This window comes from Dryocola clanedunensis subsp. sulfonylureivorans (assembly GCF_016756775.1).
GTDB classification, from domain to species: domain Bacteria; phylum Pseudomonadota; class Gammaproteobacteria; order Enterobacterales; family Enterobacteriaceae; genus Dryocola; species Dryocola clanedunensis.
Window position 1 is genome coordinate 79,371 of sequence record NZ_JAERMU010000012.1, and the last position, 15,459, is coordinate 94,829.

Consider the following 15,459-nt stretch of genomic DNA (forward strand, 5'->3'; position numbering starts at 1 on the left):
AGTTAACTAAATATCGAGAGAAATAGACCCAAAGCCGACAACCGTCCGAGGTCACAGGATAAGCGTTTGCGTAACAATTCTTAGGGGAACGTAGCAATTCATCCACATTTGTTTTTATACTGTAACGCACTTTAATCAAACAATGAGTGCGACCATGATTGTTACCTCCCTGCCGTTAACCGATTTGCACCGCCACCTCGATGGCAACATTCGTGCGCAAACCATCCTCGATCTGGGCCGCCAGTACAATTTGTCGCTTCCGGCAGACTCCATTGATGCGTTAATTCCTCACGTGCAGGTCGTCGATACCGCGCCTGACCTGGTGAGCTTCCTGTCAAAACTGGACTGGGGCGTGAAAGTCCTCGCCACGCTGGATGCCTGCCGCCGGGTGGCATGGGAAAACATTGAAGATGCCTCGCGGAACGGTCTGCACTACGTTGAGCTGCGCTTCTCGCCGGGCTATATGGCGATGACCCATAACCTGCCGGTTGCCGGCGTGGTGGAAGCTGTGATTGAAGGCGTGCGCGAAGGCTGCCGTGATTTTGGCGTTGAAGCACGGTTAATCGGCATTATGAGCCGTACCTTTGGCGAGGCCGCATGCCTGGCGGAGCTGGAAGCCCTGCTTGCTCACCGCGACCAGATAACCGCGCTGGACCTGGCGGGTGATGAACTGGGCTTCCCGGGCAGCCTGTTCCTCAACCACTTCAACCGCGCACGCGATGCGGGATGGCATATTACCGTGCATGCCGGTGAAGCTGCTGGCCCGGAGAGCATCTGGCAGGCGATTCGTGAGTTAGGGGCTGAGCGTATTGGTCACGGCGTAAAGGCTATTGAAGACCCTGCGCTGATGGACTTCCTCGTGGAGCAAGGCATCGGTATTGAATCCTGCCTGACCTCAAATATTCAGACCAGCACGGTGCCGTCGCTGGATAAGCATCCGCTGATCAAATTCCTTGACCACGGCGTGCTCGCTACCATCAACACTGACGATCCGGCGGTTCAGGGGATTGATATTGTTCATGAGTATACCGTCGCCGCACCGCGTGCCGGACTGAGCGCGGCACAGATCCGTACCGCGCAAGAGAATGGGTTAAAAATTGCCTTCCTGAGCGAGACGGAAAAGCAGGCGCTAATCGCTAAGGTTCGCGCCGCTTAAGCTGCGCGCGGCAGCCTGGTCAGGAAGCTGATTCAGGCTGCTGGTTTTCTTTCGCCGTCTTCTTCGCATAGCGCTGCGCCAGTACGGCACAAACCATCAGCTGAATCTGGTGGAATATCATCAGCGGCAATACCATCATCCCTACCGCGCTGGCCGGGAACAGGACGTTGGCCATCGGTATGCCGTTGGCGAGGCTTTTCTTGGAGCCGCAGAAGACAATGGTAATTTCATCCGCAGTATTAAAACCAAGCAGCCGCGCCGTCCAGGTATTGACCACCAGCACAATCGCCAGCAGCGCGACAGAACAGCCCAGCACGGCCAGCAGCGAATAACCGTTGACCTGATGCCAGATGCCCCCCACCACCGCTTCGCTAAACGCCACGTAAACCACCAGCAGAATCGATGAGCGGTCCGTCAGGCTAATCAGCTTCTTGTGTTTATCCACCCAGCGGCCAATCAGCGGCCTCGACAGATGCCCCACGACGAACGGCACCATCAGCTGCATAACGATTTTGCCAATCGCGTGTAGCGTATCGGTTGTCCCCTCCTGGGTATTCATCAGCGCGCCAACCAGCACCGGGGAGAGAAAGATCCCCAGAATACTGGACGCCGAGGCGCTGCATACCGCCGCCGCCACGTTGCCGCCCGCTACCGAGGTAAATGCAATCGCCGATTGCACCGTGGCAGGCAGTGCGCAGAGATAGAGAAAGCCCATGTATAAAGGCTGATTCAGGATAGCCGGTGAAAGGAAACCCATCGCCAGCCCCAGCAGTGGAAACAGAGCAAAAGTGCTGAGGAAAACAATCAGGTGTAGCTTCCAGTGCCCCATACCCGCCACTATTGCATCGCGAGAGAGCTTTGCTCCATGCATAAAGAACAGCAGCGCAATGGCCGCGGTTGTCAGGTATTCAAAGCCAGTTTTAACTATGCCTTCACAGGGAAATAGCGAAGCGACCACCACGACACCGATCATGATCAGTAAGAATTTATCGACCTTCAGACGCTGCAACCAGCCCATGAATGACCCTCTATGTTCCGACTACGCTCAGACTGAAATAAAAAGGCCCCGTGCAGACGGGGCCGGACGGCAAGACTGAATTAATTAGCCAGGTTCAGCGTCGCACGCTGCTTCGACGACTCCATGCCCAGCTCAATCAGCTCCATCACCTGAATTGCCTGCGCCGCAGGCACAGGGTTTTCGCCGTGGCCGGTCAACGCGTCGCGAATGGCGGCATAGTAAGCAGGATAGTTACCCGGCACGGTCAGCAGAGTCTGTTCTGCCATCACTTCGCCCTGCGCCAGCGTCAACACGCCGTCACGCATGTCATACCCCCAGTCCTCCTGCGGCAGACGCTCGCCTGCCTTAAGGCGGTCCTCCTGCGGGTCGAGCCCATATTTGATGTAGCTGCCACGGGTGCCGTGTACGATATAACGTGCCGATTCAGCGGCGGCCAGCAGTGAGCCATGAAGCACAACGCGGCGCTGCGGATAGGCCAGGACGGCATGGAAGTAATCGGTAGCCTGAGCGCCCGGGCGAAGCTGGGCGAGATCGACCGTCAGGCTAACCGGCAGGCCGAACAGGTTCAGCGCCTGGTCGATAAGATGTGGCCCAAGGTCGTACCAGATGCCGCTGCCTACGCCCGCCTGCTCGCGCCAGCGTTGACGCACCTGGGGACGGAAGCGATCGAAGTGTGATTCGAAATAGGCAACCTCTCCCAGCGTGCCGTCCGCCAGCAGCGTTTTCAACGTCAGGAAGTCGCTGTCCCAGCGGCGATTGTGGAAAACGGAAAGCAGCAGTCCGCGGCTTTTTGCCAGCGCGTCCAGTTCACGCGCCTGTGACAACGTCACGGTAAAGGGTTTATCGACGACCACATGCTTACCCGCTTCCAGCGCGGCTTTTGCCAGGGGGAAATGGGTGTCATTCGGAGTAGGAACCACAATGAGATCGATATCTGGATTGGTCAACAGATGGTGCGGATCGGAAACAACGTCCATGTTTGGCCAGTCAGCGTGGACTTTTGTTGCATCGCTGCTGGATACCGCCGCAAGCTCCATTCCCGGCGTGCCGACGATAAGCGGCGCATGAAAGGTCTTACTGGCGTAACCGTAGCCGATTAAACCGACACGAATATTATCACTCATTTGTATTCCTCACGTTTATGGACGACCTCATTTGACACCATCCACTACAGTGTAACAACAGGGAGTTTAATTGTTACGCTTCAGTTGCACACTTGCCAGGCTTTCTGCCCTTCACGCGTCATACAGGTCTGCCACAGTCCTGTGCCAACGGACAAATCATAACGGCATGTGATAAACAATCGCATTGACATATCATTAAAAGCGGTGAAAAGAATAACGCTGATGAATTTATCTTTAGACATTTATTTAAACTTTCAGACAATACTCTGTAATATAGACAGGCGATGAACGTCAGCCGCACACGTCGAGATTAGTAGCCAATATTTTAAAATCAATAAATGCTACAGATATATTCCTATTTATATCCTTGAAATGACCGCCAACTAAAATCAAATTATCTATATCAGTGATGGATGAGCCAGCTTTTGATTAACAAAAAAGAGATATCGAGATAATTGCATTCGCTGTGAAAAAGCGGACAGCCTGACCGTGCGCGACCTGATGTCGTTCGTCTATGCGGTTCGCTTTCTCCTGCCGCCATAGGCCCTGTCGATGTACACCGTCAAAATGACATGCGACTCGCTTTCGGCTGAGGTTTTGGCAAAGCTCATTTTAAATTCCGTTTTATCTCAAGGAAAACTCCTAAATAAGCCAACAAGTGAATTTGCTCTAATAATAACGATTCAATTACGTTTATTATATGTCGGCTCGTCTGCTTAAAAATACACATGAAATCCTTCTGTACGGAATCCTCTATGACAGCGCAAGACTACTTAATGAAATTCAGAAAAATTAGCACTCTCGAAAGTCTCGAAAAACTGTTCGACCATCTGAACTACAGCCTTACGGATAATAATGACATTGTGTGCATGTATCGCGCAGCCGATCACCGCCGTGCTGAGCTGGTTTCGGGCGGCAAGCTGTTTGACCTCGGCTGTGTACCGAAATCGGTCTGGCGTTACGTGGTGTAACCGCTTGCGAGTAGCATTACTCGTAAAAAGCCTTATAATCGCCCCCGCCTTATGTCAGACATAAGGACCGCATTCTATTCTTTGCATTCCGGGAGGCAAAATGACTACCACGCAGGCGCCGCGTATTGCAGGCTGGCTTCTCGCCCCTCTCGCCTGGCTGCTGCTGACGCTACTCAGCAGTTCTATCGCGCTGGTGATTTATCTGATGATGCTGATTTCCCCTGAAAGCCATCGCCTGATGAGCGCCCAGGGGCAGCATACGGTGCTGTTCTGGTATTTCTCCGTGGCCTGTGCCATCGCCATGTGGGGCTACACCGTGTGGCTAACCATCGCCTTCTTCAAGCGCCGTAAGAACGTCGTGCGCCATTACATCCTGTGGTTATTGATCTCCATACTGCTGGCGATCAAAGCGTTTGCCTTCTCCCCGGTCAGTGACGAGCTGGCTTTGCGTCAGCTGCTGTTCCCGCTCCTGGCGGCCTCATTACTGGTGCCTTACCTCAAGCGCTCAATCCGCGTGAAGCAAACCTTTATTAATCCGTAATAACCTTATAAATACTCCGTTGTCGTCCTGCGCCGCATGGACGATAATGGACGGCTTTTTTTGTTTCAGGTCTCATCATGACAGATTATTTGCTGCTCTTTGTTGGTACGGTACTGGTCAATAACTTCGTTCTGGTGAAGTTTCTCGGCCTGTGCCCGTTCATGGGCGTGTCCAAAAAACTGGAGACGGCCATTGGCATGGGGCTGGCGACCACCTTCGTCTTAACGCTGGCCTCTGTCTGCGCCTGGATTATTAACGACCTTATTCTTATCCCCCTCGATCTGGTTTATTTACGTACCCTTTCTTTTATTCTGGTTATTGCCGTCGTGGTGCAATTTACCGAAATGGTGGTACGGAAGACCAGCCCGGCGCTCTACCGTCTGCTGGGGATTTTTTTACCGCTCATCACCACCAACTGTGCGGTGCTGGGGGTTGCGCTATTAAACGTCAATCTTGGCCATAATTTCCTGCAGTCCGCGCTGTACGGTTTTTCTGCCGCGGTCGGCTTCTCACTCGTCATGGTGCTGTTTGCAGCCATTCGTGAACGCCTGGCTGTGGCCGACGTTCCTGCCCCCTTCAAAGGCAACGCTATCGCGCTGATTACCGCGGGCTTGATGTCGCTGGCCTTTATGGGCTTTACCGGCCTGGTGAAGTTCTGATGACGACCGTATGGATTGCCATTGTTGCGCTTACCCTGATGGGGCTGATATTTGGCCTTATTCTGGGCTACGCGTCACGCCGCTTTGCCGTTGAAGAAGATCCGATTGTCGAGAAAATCGAAGAGCTGCTGCCTCAGAGCCAGTGCGGGCAATGCGGCTATCCAGGTTGCCGCCCCTATGCAGAGGCAGTAGGCAATAACGGCGCAAACATTAATCTTTGTGCGCCCGGTGGCGAAGCGGTGATGCAAAAAATCGCAACCTTGCTGAACGTCGAGCCTCAGCCAATCGAGGGGGATGAGTCCGCCCTCGCGCCGGTACGCATGCTGGCCGTGATTGATGAAGCTAACTGTATCGGCTGTACCAAATGCATCCAGGCCTGCCCTGTAGATGCCATTGTTGGTGCAACGCGTGCGATGCATACCGTGATAAGCGACCTGTGCACCGGCTGCAACCTTTGCGTGGATCCATGCCCGACTCGCTGCATCGATCTGGTGCCGGTCGCCACCACCACGGAGAGCTGGAAATGGGATCTCCAGACCATCCCGGTACGTAATATTCCGGTGGAGCAACATGCTTAATTTCTTTAATCGCTTCAAAAAAAACCGCATCTGGGATTTCGACGGCGGCATCCATCCGCCGGAGATGAAATCCCAGTCTAACGGCACACCTCTGCGTCAGGTTCCCCTGTCAAAGCAGCTTTTCCTGCCGCTGAAACAACACATTGGTGCGGAAGGTGAACTGTGCGTTAAGGCGGGTGACCACGTTCTGCGCGGCCAGGCGCTGACCAAAGGCCGGGGCAGAATGTTGCCGGTTCACGCCCCCACCTCCGGCACCATTACCGCTATCGCTCCGCATGCAACGGCGCATCCCTCTGCACTTGCGGAGCTGAGCGTGATTATCGAAGCGGACGGCGAAGATGTCTGGATGGAGCGTGACGGCTGGGCTGATTACCGCAACAAGAGCCGTGAAGCGCTTATTGAGCGTATTCACCAGTTTGGTGTAGCCGGTCTTGGCGGCGCGGGCTTCCCGACGGGCAACAAACTGCAGGGCGGCGGCGACAAAATAGAGACGCTGATTATTAACGCCGCAGAGTGCGAGCCTTACATTACGGCGGATGACCGCCTGATGCAGGACTGCGCCGCGCAGATTGTCGAAGGCATACGTATTCTTGCCCATATCCTGCAGCCACAGCGCGTACTGATCGGTATTGAAGATAATAAACCGCAGGCTATCTCTATGATGCGTGCGGTGCTGGTCGGTTGTAACGATATCGAACTGCGGGTGATCCCTACGAAATATCCTTCCGGCGGTGCGAAGCAGCTTACACAAATCCTGACTGGCAAGCAGGTTCCTCACGGCGGTCGCTCCTCTGACATCGGCGTTTTGATGCAAAACGTAGGCACCGCCTTTGCGGTAAAACGAGCCATTATTGACGGCGAGCCATTAACTGAACGCGTAGTGACTCTGACGGGGGAAGCCGTAGCGCAACCCGGTAACGTCTGGGCCCGCCTGGGTACGCCTGTGCGCCATCTGCTGGAATTTGCAGATTTTCGTCCTACCCACGACCAGCAGGTTATTATGGGCGGCCCGCTGATGGGCTTCAGCCTGCCGTGGCTGGACGTGCCGGTGGTCAAAATCACCAACTGCCTGCTGGCCCCGTCCGCAGGCGAAATGGGCGAGCCGGAGCCGGAGCAAAGCTGCATCCGCTGCAGCGCCTGTGCGGACTCCTGCCCTGCCGATCTTCTGCCGCAGCAGCTGTACTGGTTCAGCAAAGGCCAGCAGCACGATAAGGCCACCGCGCATAATCTTAAAGACTGCATCGAGTGCGGCGCGTGCGCCTATGTCTGTCCCAGTAGCATTCCGCTGGTGCAGTACTTCCGCCAGGAGAAAGCAGAGATCCGCGAAATCGAGCTGGAGGCAAAGCGCACCGCAGAAGCGAAAGTACGCTTTGAAGCGCGCCAGGCCCGTCTTGAGCGTGAGAAAGCCGCACGCCAGGCCCGCCATAAGCAATCTGCCGCTCAGCCTTCCGCCAAAGACAGCGACGCCATTCAGGCCGCGCTTGCCCGTATAAAAAGCAAGAAGCCGCAGGGCGACGAGCCGATTATTATCAAAGCCGGAAGCAGGCCCGATAACAGCGAGATGATTGCGGCCCGGGAGGCCCGCAAGGCGCAGGCACGTGCTAAGCAGGCTGAAAAAGCGCAGCAGGCTGATGCATCTGAAACCGCTACGGCCGACCCGCGCAAAGCAGCCGTTGAAGCCGCTATCGCTCGAGCCAAATCCCGTAAAGCTGCGCAGGCAAACTGTGAACCAGTTGCAGAAGCTGCGCCAGCGGAAACTGTCGACCCGCGCAAAGCAGCCGTTGAAGCCGCTATTGCTCGAGCCAAAGCCCGTAAAGCTGCGCAGGCAAATAGTGAGCCAGCCGCAGAACCAGCGCCAGCGGAAACTGTCGACCCGCGCAAAGCGGCCGTTGAAGCCGCTATTGCTCGAGCCAAAGCTCGTAAAGCTGCGCAGGTAAACACTGAGCCAGCTGCAGAACCAGCGCCAGCGGAAACTGTCGACCCGCGCAAAGCAGCCGTTGAAGCCGCTATTGCTCGAGCCAAAGCCCGTAAAGCTGCTCAGCAGGCCGAAGCTGAAGAGTCCGCCCCAGCAGAATCCAGACAAGAACAAGACCCAAGAAAAGCAGCTGTTGCCGCGGCTATCGCCCGCGTACAGGCCCGTAAGGCCGCTCAGCAGATGGCGCCAGAGGATTAAATGGTTTTTAAAATCGCAAGCTCCCCTTATACCCACAACCAGCGCAGCACCTCCCGAATTATGCTGCTGGTGACCATAGCCGCACTGCCGGGTATCGCCGCGCTATTCTTCTGGTTTGGCTGGGGTAGCCTGATTCAGATCGCGCTGGGGATCGTCAGCGCTGTGCTGGCGGAAGCGCTGGTCGTTAAGCTGCGTAAGCAGTCCTGCAGAAAAACGCTCGGCGACAACTCTGCGGCGCTGACGGGTTTGCTGCTCGGTATCAGTATCCCGCCGCTCGCGCCATGGTGGCTGATTATCGTCGGTACCTTGTTCGCCGTGATCATTGCCAAACAGATTTATGGTGGTCTGGGACATAACCCGTTTAACCCGGCGATGGTGGGTTACGTGGTCCTGCTGATTGCCTTCCCGGTGCTGATGACGTCCTGGCTGCCGCCGCAATCTATTGCGGCAAATGTGCCGGGCTTCACCGACGTTCTGCACGTCATTTTTACCGGCAGCACCGCCGCGGGCGAAACCATGACGCAGCTGCGCATGGGGATAGACGGCATCAGCCAGGCAACGCCGCTGGATACGTTTAAAACGGGGATACGTGCCGGTCACGCCGCAGCCGATCTTCTGCAAGAGCCCATTTATGGCGGGATACTGGCCGGTCTCGGCTGGCAGTGGATTAACGTCGCATTTCTGGCCGGCGGCCTGTTCCTGCTGGCGCGCGGCACCATTCGCTGGCATATCCCGGTTAGCTTCCTGCTGGTACTCACCCTGTGCGCAGCGCTGGGCTGGCTGATTTCGCCGGAGAAATACGTCTCCCCGATGATTCATCTCTTTTCCGGGGCAACGATGTTCGGCGCATTCTTTATCCTCACCGACCCGGTAACCGCCTCCACCACCAACAGTGGCCGTCTGATATTTGGCGCGCTGGCGGGGCTGCTGGTGTGGCTTATCCGCACCTACGGGGGATACCCGGATGGTGTGGCCTTCGCCGTGCTGCTGGCGAACATTACCGTGCCGCTGATTGACTACTACACCCGCCCACGCGTCTATGGCCATCGCTAAGGAATCGTCATGCTGAAAACGATGCAAAAACATGGCGTGACGCTGGCGATTTTCGCCGCGCTGGCCACCGGCCTGACGGCCGTTGTCAACGAGTTGACCAAACCCACCATTGACCGCCAGGCGGCAATCCAGCAGAAGCTGCTGTTTGACCAGGTACTGCCGTCAGAGATGTACGATAACGACATTCAGGGCAGCTGCCTTGTGGTTAACGAGCCGCGGTTGGGCGCAGGTGAACACCGGATCTACATCGCGCGCAAAGGCGAACAGCCTGTCGCGATGGTGATGGAAGCCACGGCCCCTGATGGCTATTCCGGAGCCATCCAGCTGCTGGTAGGCACAGACTTTAGCGGCAAGGTGCTGGGGACTCGGGTGACTCAGCATCATGAAACGCCGGGTCTGGGTGATAAAATCGAGTTACGGCTCAGCAGCTGGATTACCCATTTTGCTGATGTGATGATTCACGGCGAGGATGACGCAAGCTTCGCGGTGAAAAAAGATGGCGGCCAGTTCGATCAGTTTACCGGCGCCACCATTACCCCACGTGCAGTTGTCAATGCGGTGAAACGAGCGGGTCTGTATGCCGAAACGCTGCCGCCGAGGCTCTCGCAATTACCTTCCTGTGGAGCGCAACCATGAGTGAAGTAAAAGATATTATGGTCCAGGGGCTGTGGAAGAATAACTCAGCCTTCGTCCAGCTGTTAGGGCTGTGCCCGCTGCTGGCGGTGACGTCGACTGCCACCAACGCGCTTGGTCTGGGGCTTGCGACCACGCTGGTGCTGACGCTGACCAATGCCGCGGTTTCGGCCCTGCGTCGCTGGGTTCCTTCAGAAATCCGCATTCCCATCTACGTCATGATCATCGCCTCGGTGGTCAGCACCGTTCAGATGCTGATCAACGCCTACGCGTTCGGGCTTTATCAGTCGCTCGGCATCTTTATCCCGCTGATTGTCACTAACTGCATTGTTATCGGCCGCGCGGAAGCTTTCGCCGCGAAAAACTCCGTCCCTCTGGCGGCGCTGGATGGTTTCGCTATCGGGCTGGGTGCGACCAGCGCGATGTTCGTGCTCGGATCGCTGCGTGAGATTATCGGCAATGGTACGCTGTTTGACGGTGCCGATGGCCTGCTGGGCAGCTGGGCGAAGGTGCTGCGTATTGAAGTGTTTCATACCGACACGCCATTCCTGCTGGCTATGTTGCCGCCCGGCGCATTTATTGGCCTTGGGCTGATGCTGGCGGTAAAGTCTCTCATTGATGAGAAAATGAAAGCACGCCGCGCGGCGAAAAGCGTGGTGGTGGAATCAACAGCCAGGGAAGCCTGATGAACAAAGCAAAACGCTACGAGATCCTCACACGCTTGCGTGACAATAATCCTCACCCGACTACTGAATTGCAGTTCAGCTCCCCTTTCGAGCTGCTGATTGCGGTGCTGCTTTCGGCTCAGGCTACGGACGTGAGCGTCAACAAAGCGACCGCAAAGCTCTATCCCGTCGCCAATACGCCGCAGTCGATGCTGGAGCTTGGCGTTGAGGGGGTGAAGTCCTACATCAAAACTATCGGGCTGTTCAACAGCAAGGCAGAAAACGTCATCAAGACCTGCCGCATGCTCATTGAACTACACGGTGGCGAGGTTCCTGAAGATCGTGCTGCGCTGGAGGCGCTGCCGGGCGTGGGGCGCAAAACGGCTAACGTCGTACTCAACACCGCTTTCGGCTGGCCAACGATTGCCGTCGACACGCATATCTTCCGCGTCTGCAACCGTACGCAATTCGCGCCGGGCAAAAACGTTGAGCAAGTTGAGGAAAAGCTGCTGAAAGTCGTCCCCGCAGAGTTTAAAGTCGACTGCCACCACTGGCTAATCTTACATGGCCGCTATACCTGCATTGCCCGTAAACCGCGTTGTGGCTCCTGTATCATCGAAGACCTCTGCGAATTCAAAGAAAAAGTCGACGCCTGATTCACATGCCTCGACGGGTTCTCGGCGGGGCGAAAAACCTCTCACCCCGCGCTGCCATGATACCTTCTCTTTTGACTGTAACCGCGTGATTTAGTCGTTCACAACTATATAACATGTGGCTGATAACCGCTTCAGCAGGTTAATCGTTTTTTTACGATGAGAATTTTCTATAAATTTGTGATGTAGATCACTTTGATAACACCACGTTAAATTTTGGTCATTTTATTGTCACCAAAACCCGGCGATCGCGATTGCCACAGGATCTGAAGCAATACATTACGCTGGCTAAAACTTCCTGACTGGGCCATATCACTGCTTATTCGCTTTTACAGCAGAACATATCCCTGAAATGGCCCCTTAAACGCAACGGCAGAGATTTTAAATTGGGAAAGGCACGATTAATAAAATTTAACGCTGAATAACAATTCTTTCCTCGGGACATTATTCCAGCCTGGATATATGTAACAGAGTATTGCAGAAGACTTGCCTGACGGCGCAGGATAGTGAACATTACCTGCCGTTTCCCCCTTCCATAATAACAATAAAGTGACTGCCACAGGCCTTCACGCTAATAAGACCCCTGTTAAAGTGGGATGTAAAAAAAGAGGTATATGTGTCGACTGCAAACAATAAACCAGCAGAAAGCGTGAGTCTGAACGCTTTCAAACAACCGAAATCGTTCTACCTGATCTTCTCCATTGAACTGTGGGAACGCTTTGGTTACTACGGCCTGCAAGGCATCATGGCCGTCTACCTGGTGAAACAACTGGGTATGTCAGAAGCGGATTCTATTACACTGTTCTCCTCTTTCAGCGCACTGGTTTATGGCCTTGTCGCCGTCGGCGGCTGGCTGGGTGATAAAGTGCTCGGCACCAAACGCGTTATTATGCTCGGGACCATCGTTCTGGCTCTCGGCTATGCGCTGGTTGCCTTCTCCGGGCACGACGCCGCCATCGTCTATATGGGTATGGCGACTATCGCCGTCGGTAACGGCCTGTTTAAGGCTAACCCGTCTGCCCTGCTCTCTACCTGTTATGATAAAGACGATCCGCGTCTTGATGGCGCATTCACCATGTATTACATGTCCATCAACATCGGTTCCTTCTTCTCTATGCTTGCCACACCGTGGCTGGCGGCTAAGTTCGGCTGGAGCGTTGCTTTCTCCCTGAGCTTCGTTGGGATGCTGATTACGCTTGTGAACTTCATGTTCTGCAAGCGCTGGGTGAAAGACTACGGTTCCAAACCTGACTTCCTGCCGGTTCATTTCGGTAAGCTGTTCGCGACAATCATCGGTGTTGTGGTGCTGGTTGTGATCGCAACCTGGCTGCTGCATAACCAGGGTATCGCTCGTGCGGTACTGGGTCTGGTCGCGCTGGGTATCGTTATCATTTTCGCTAAAGAAGCGATTGCGATGAAAGGCGCAGCTCGTCGTAAAATGATTGTGGCCTTCATTCTGATGCTGGAAGCCGTCGTCTTCTTCGTGCTGTACAGCCAGATGCCAACGTCCCTGAACTTCTTTGCCATCCGTAACGTTGAGCACGCAATCTTAGGCATCACCTTCCAGCCAGAGCAGTTCCAGGCGCTGAACCCATTCTGGATCATGGTAGGTAGCCCGATTCTCGCCGCTATCTACAACAAGATGGGTGACCGTCTGCCAATGCCACACAAGTTCGCTATTGGTATGGTGCTGTGCTCCTTTGCCTTCCTGGTGCTGCCGCTGGGTGCTAAGTTTGCCACTGACGCGGGTATCGTTTCCGTGAACTGGCTGATTCTGAGCTACGCGCTGCAGAGCATCGGTGAGCTGATGATCTCTGGTCTGGGTCTGGCAATGGTTGCGCAGCTGGTTCCACAGCGTCTGATGGGCTTCATCATGGGTAGCTGGTTCCTGACTACCGCTGGTGCTGCAATCATCGCGGGTAAAGTCGCTAACCTGATGGCCGTGCCGGAAAACGTCACTGACCCACTGCAGTCTCTGAACGTCTACGGTCATGTGTTCATGCAGATTGGTATCGCCACCGGCGTTATCGCCCTGCTGATGATTGTTATCGCGCCAAAACTTAACCGCATGACGCTTTCAGATTCTGCTGATGCGGCTGCGGCTGCGGAGAAAGCCACCGCCTGATATAGCGGGAAACAATAATTTTTCAGCCGTTAGCTTTGCGCTAGCGGCTTTTTTTTTGCCTTAAGGCGCACTACCATAAAGAATCTTAGCGCCATAAAGGAGTTCAGTAATGAAACTGTATTATAAGCCAGGTGCCTGTTCCTTCTCTCCCCACATCATCCTCCGTGAAACCGGTCTGGATTTCTCCCTCATCAAAGTTGATTTAGCCAGCAAGCGTACCGAGGCCGGTGACGACTACTTTGCCGTGAACCCTAAGGGCCAGGTGCCCGCCCTGCTGATGGATGATGGTTCGCTGCTGACCGAAGGCGTGGCCATCGTGCAGTATCTGGCAGACAAAGTGCCGGACCGTCAGCTTCTGGCCCCGGCGGGCAGCATGACGCGTTACCACACGCTGGAATGGCTGAACTATATCGCCACCGAACTGCACAAAGGCTTCAGCCCGCTCTTTAATCCTGCGACGCCTGAAGAATTCAAAACCATTACCCGCCAGGCGCTGGAGAAGAAATTCAAATACGTCAACGAGGAGCTGCACGACAAGCAATGGCTGATGGGCCTGCGCTTTACCGTAGCAGATGCCTATCTGTTTACCGTGCTGCGCTGGGCGCAGGCACTGAAGCTGGATCTGAACGGTCTTAGCAACATCGAAGCGTTTATGGAGCGCATGAAGGCGCGCCCGGCCGTCGAAGCGGCAATGGCGGCGGAAGGTATTTAAAACAAAAATGCCCTCGGTTAAGAGGGCATTTGGCAGCGTTCAACAATAAGGGTGAGGACGTTAAGTCTCTCGCCTTTTTTTATGCACTATTTCCAGCAGACGAGGCAGTAGTTCTTCTTACCGCGGCGCAGCAGGGTGTAGCGATTGAACAGGATATCGCTATCGGCAAAGGTGTATTCCGGGTCGGACTGCTTTTCACCGTTGATGGTGATAGCGTTCTGCGCGATGGTCTTGCGCGCCTGACCGCGGGAAGGCTGAAGCTCGGAATCAACCAGCGCCTGTTGCAGGTCTGCACCACGCTCCAGTTCAACCATCGGTACACCGTCCTGCGCCAGCTGCGCGAAGTCCGCTTCGGTCAGGTCGCTCAGGTTACCGTTGAACAGGCTGCTGGTGATGCGCTTAGCGGCCACCAGGCCCTCTTCACCGTGCACCAGACGAGTCACCTGCTCGGCCAGCACGTACTGGGCACGTGGCGCAGCACCGCTGTTCTTATCTTCTTCTTCCAGCGCGTCGATCTCTTCGAGGCTCATGAAGGTGAAGAACTTCAGGAAGCGGTAAACGTCGGAGTCCGCGGTGTTGATCCAGAACTGGTAGAACTTGTACGGGCTGGTTTTCTTCGGATCCAGCCAGACCGCGCCGCCTTCGGTTTTCCCGAACTTAGTGCCGTCAGACTTGGTGATCAGAGGAACGGTCAGACCAAAGGCCTGCTGCTGGTGCAGACGACGGGTCAGGTCGATACCGGAGGTGATGTTGCCCCACTGGTCAGAACCCCCGATTTGCAGCACAACGCCATGCAGCTTGTTCAGGCAGGCAAAGTCATAGCCCTGCAGCAGATTGTAGGAAAACTCGGTAAAGGAGATCCCCACGTCGTCGCGGTTAAGACGCTGTTTTACCGCTTCCTTGTTAATCATCTGGTTAACAGAGAAGTGCTTACCGATGTCGCGCAGGAACGTCAGCACGTTCATGCCGCCGAACCAGTCGTAGTTATTCGCCGCGATCGCTGAGTTTTCACCGCAGTCAAAATCGAGGAAAGGTGCAACCTGGCGACGGATTTTTTCCACCCACTCGTGAACGGTATCCTCTGTGTTCAGCTTGCGCTCAACGGCTTTAAAGCTTGGGTCGCCAATCAGACCTGTCGCGCCGCCGACCAGGGCAACAGGCTTATGGCCAGCCTCCTGGAAGCGTTTCAGACACAGCAGTGGAACCAGATGGCCCAAATGCAAGCTGTCGGCGGTAGGATCGAAGCCGCAATAAAGCGCGATTGGCCCTTCCGCCAGGCGCTGCGCTAAGGCCTCCTCATCCGTTACCTGAGCCACCAGGCCCCGCTCTTGCAATTGTTTTATCAAATTGATGCTTGCCATCAAATTCTCCATGTAGTTACGACTGCACCTTTGCCGG

General features: G+C 55.1%; 15 protein-coding genes. 12 read left to right on the forward strand and 3 right to left on the reverse strand.

Going from position 1 to position 15,459, the window contains the following annotated elements; translation table 11 throughout:
* Positions 1 to 154 precede the first annotated feature (154 nt).
* Complete coding sequence (add, locus tag HYQ67_RS14025) at positions 155 to 1,156, forward strand: adenosine deaminase (RefSeq protein ID WP_202304301.1); 1,002 nt, start codon at positions 155 to 157, stop codon at positions 1,154 to 1,156.
* Between the two features lie 19 nt (positions 1,157 to 1,175).
* Here add and HYQ67_RS14030 read toward each other — a convergent pair whose 3' ends face one another.
* Both HYQ67_RS14030 and HYQ67_RS14035 read right to left on the reverse strand, forming a co-directional pair.
* On the reverse strand, positions 1,176 to 2,174 hold the full coding sequence (locus tag HYQ67_RS14030) for a bile acid:sodium symporter family protein (RefSeq protein ID WP_202304302.1): 999 nt from the start codon (positions 2,172 to 2,174) through the stop codon (positions 1,176 to 1,178).
* Positions 2,175 to 2,254: 80 nt separating this feature from the next.
* A complete protein-coding gene (locus HYQ67_RS14035) occupies positions 2,255 to 3,298 on the reverse strand; it encodes an oxidoreductase (protein ID WP_202304303.1) in 1,044 nt (347 codons plus the stop codon).
* A 755-nt stretch (positions 3,299 to 4,053) separates the two neighbouring features.
* Between HYQ67_RS14035 and ydgT the strand changes: the two genes are divergently transcribed.
* From ydgT to gstA, 11 genes are all read left to right on the forward strand, one after another.
* A complete protein-coding gene (ydgT, locus tag HYQ67_RS14040) occupies positions 4,054 to 4,269 on the forward strand; it encodes a transcription modulator YdgT (RefSeq protein ID WP_202304304.1) in 216 nt (71 codons plus the stop codon).
* 100 nt (positions 4,270 to 4,369) lie between these two features.
* The gene (locus HYQ67_RS14045; protein WP_202304305.1) at positions 4,370 to 4,810 is read left to right on the forward strand and encodes a DUF2569 domain-containing protein; all 441 of its coding nucleotides are present in this window, start codon (positions 4,370 to 4,372) and stop codon (positions 4,808 to 4,810) included.
* A 77-nt stretch (positions 4,811 to 4,887) separates the two neighbouring features.
* On the forward strand, positions 4,888 to 5,469 hold the full coding sequence (gene rsxA, locus HYQ67_RS14050) for an electron transport complex subunit RsxA (protein WP_202304306.1): 582 nt from the start codon (positions 4,888 to 4,890) through the stop codon (positions 5,467 to 5,469).
* The gene (gene rsxB, locus HYQ67_RS14055) at positions 5,469 to 6,047 is read left to right on the forward strand and encodes an electron transport complex subunit RsxB (protein ID WP_202304307.1); all 579 of its coding nucleotides are present in this window, start codon (positions 5,469 to 5,471) and stop codon (positions 6,045 to 6,047) included. The genes rsxA and rsxB overlap by 1 nt, the downstream gene beginning before the upstream one ends.
* Complete coding sequence (gene rsxC, locus HYQ67_RS14060) at positions 6,040 to 8,220, forward strand: electron transport complex subunit RsxC (protein ID WP_202304308.1); 2,181 nt, start codon at positions 6,040 to 6,042, stop codon at positions 8,218 to 8,220. Before rsxB ends, rsxC begins: the two co-directional genes overlap by 8 nt.
* Positions 8,221 to 9,273 (forward strand): electron transport complex subunit RsxD, encoded by a 1,053-nt coding sequence (gene rsxD / locus HYQ67_RS14065; protein ID WP_202304309.1) that lies wholly within the window; start codon positions 8,221 to 8,223, stop codon positions 9,271 to 9,273. It begins immediately after the preceding gene.
* Between the two features lie 9 nt (positions 9,274 to 9,282).
* A complete protein-coding gene (rsxG, locus tag HYQ67_RS14070; protein ID WP_202304310.1) occupies positions 9,283 to 9,909 on the forward strand; it encodes an electron transport complex subunit RsxG in 627 nt (208 codons plus the stop codon).
* Positions 9,906 to 10,592, forward strand: coding sequence for an electron transport complex subunit E (locus HYQ67_RS14075; protein ID WP_202304311.1), 687 nt, complete (start codon positions 9,906 to 9,908; stop codon positions 10,590 to 10,592). Before rsxG ends, HYQ67_RS14075 begins: the two co-directional genes overlap by 4 nt.
* Complete coding sequence (gene nth / locus HYQ67_RS14080; protein ID WP_202304312.1) at positions 10,592 to 11,227, forward strand: endonuclease III; 636 nt, start codon at positions 10,592 to 10,594, stop codon at positions 11,225 to 11,227. Before HYQ67_RS14075 ends, nth begins: the two co-directional genes overlap by 1 nt.
* Before the next feature lie 613 nt (positions 11,228 to 11,840).
* Positions 11,841 to 13,349: a dipeptide/tripeptide permease DtpA gene (gene dtpA, locus HYQ67_RS14085; protein WP_202304313.1), complete on the forward strand. Its 1,509-nt coding sequence runs from the start codon at positions 11,841 to 11,843 to the stop codon at positions 13,347 to 13,349.
* Between the two features lie 109 nt (positions 13,350 to 13,458).
* On the forward strand, positions 13,459 to 14,061 hold the full coding sequence (gene gstA, locus HYQ67_RS14090; protein WP_202304314.1) for a glutathione transferase GstA: 603 nt from the start codon (positions 13,459 to 13,461) through the stop codon (positions 14,059 to 14,061).
* Positions 14,062 to 14,147: 86 nt separating this feature from the next.
* Here gstA and tyrS read toward each other — a convergent pair whose 3' ends face one another.
* The gene (tyrS, locus tag HYQ67_RS14095; RefSeq protein WP_202304315.1) at positions 14,148 to 15,422 is read right to left on the reverse strand and encodes a tyrosine--tRNA ligase; all 1,275 of its coding nucleotides are present in this window, start codon (positions 15,420 to 15,422) and stop codon (positions 14,148 to 14,150) included.
* Positions 15,423 to 15,459 lie beyond the last annotated feature (37 nt).

What these genes read in the sequence shown, in the direction of transcription:
- HYQ67_RS14045 (WP_202304305.1), top strand. Translation starts at nt 4,370, where the DNA reads ATGACTACCACGCAGGCGCCGCGTATTGCAGGCTGGCTTCTCGCCCCT.
- nth (WP_202304312.1), top strand. Translation starts at nt 10,592, where the DNA reads ATGAACAAAGCAAAACGCTACGAGATCCTCACACGCTTGCGTGACAAT.
- add (WP_202304301.1), top strand. Translation starts at nt 155, where the DNA reads ATGATTGTTACCTCCCTGCCGTTAACCGATTTGCACCGCCACCTCGAT.
- HYQ67_RS14075 (WP_202304311.1), top strand. Translation starts at nt 9,906, where the DNA reads ATGAGTGAAGTAAAAGATATTATGGTCCAGGGGCTGTGGAAGAATAAC.
- rsxC (WP_202304308.1), top strand. Translation starts at nt 6,040, where the DNA reads ATGCTTAATTTCTTTAATCGCTTCAAAAAAAACCGCATCTGGGATTTC.
- HYQ67_RS14035 (WP_202304303.1), bottom strand. Translation starts at nt 3,298, where the DNA reads ATGAGTGATAATATTCGTGTCGGTTTAATCGGCTACGGTTACGCCAGT.
- rsxB (WP_202304307.1), top strand. Translation starts at nt 5,469, where the DNA reads ATGACGACCGTATGGATTGCCATTGTTGCGCTTACCCTGATGGGGCTG.
- HYQ67_RS14030 (WP_202304302.1), bottom strand. Translation starts at nt 2,174, where the DNA reads ATGGGCTGGTTGCAGCGTCTGAAGGTCGATAAATTCTTACTGATCATG.
- gstA (WP_202304314.1), top strand. Translation starts at nt 13,459, where the DNA reads ATGAAACTGTATTATAAGCCAGGTGCCTGTTCCTTCTCTCCCCACATC.
- rsxA (WP_202304306.1), top strand. Translation starts at nt 4,888, where the DNA reads ATGACAGATTATTTGCTGCTCTTTGTTGGTACGGTACTGGTCAATAAC.
- rsxD (WP_202304309.1), top strand. Translation starts at nt 8,221, where the DNA reads ATGGTTTTTAAAATCGCAAGCTCCCCTTATACCCACAACCAGCGCAGC.
- ydgT (WP_202304304.1), top strand. Translation starts at nt 4,054, where the DNA reads ATGACAGCGCAAGACTACTTAATGAAATTCAGAAAAATTAGCACTCTC.
- rsxG (WP_202304310.1), top strand. Translation starts at nt 9,283, where the DNA reads ATGCTGAAAACGATGCAAAAACATGGCGTGACGCTGGCGATTTTCGCC.
- tyrS (WP_202304315.1), bottom strand. Translation starts at nt 15,422, where the DNA reads ATGGCAAGCATCAATTTGATAAAACAATTGCAAGAGCGGGGCCTGGTG.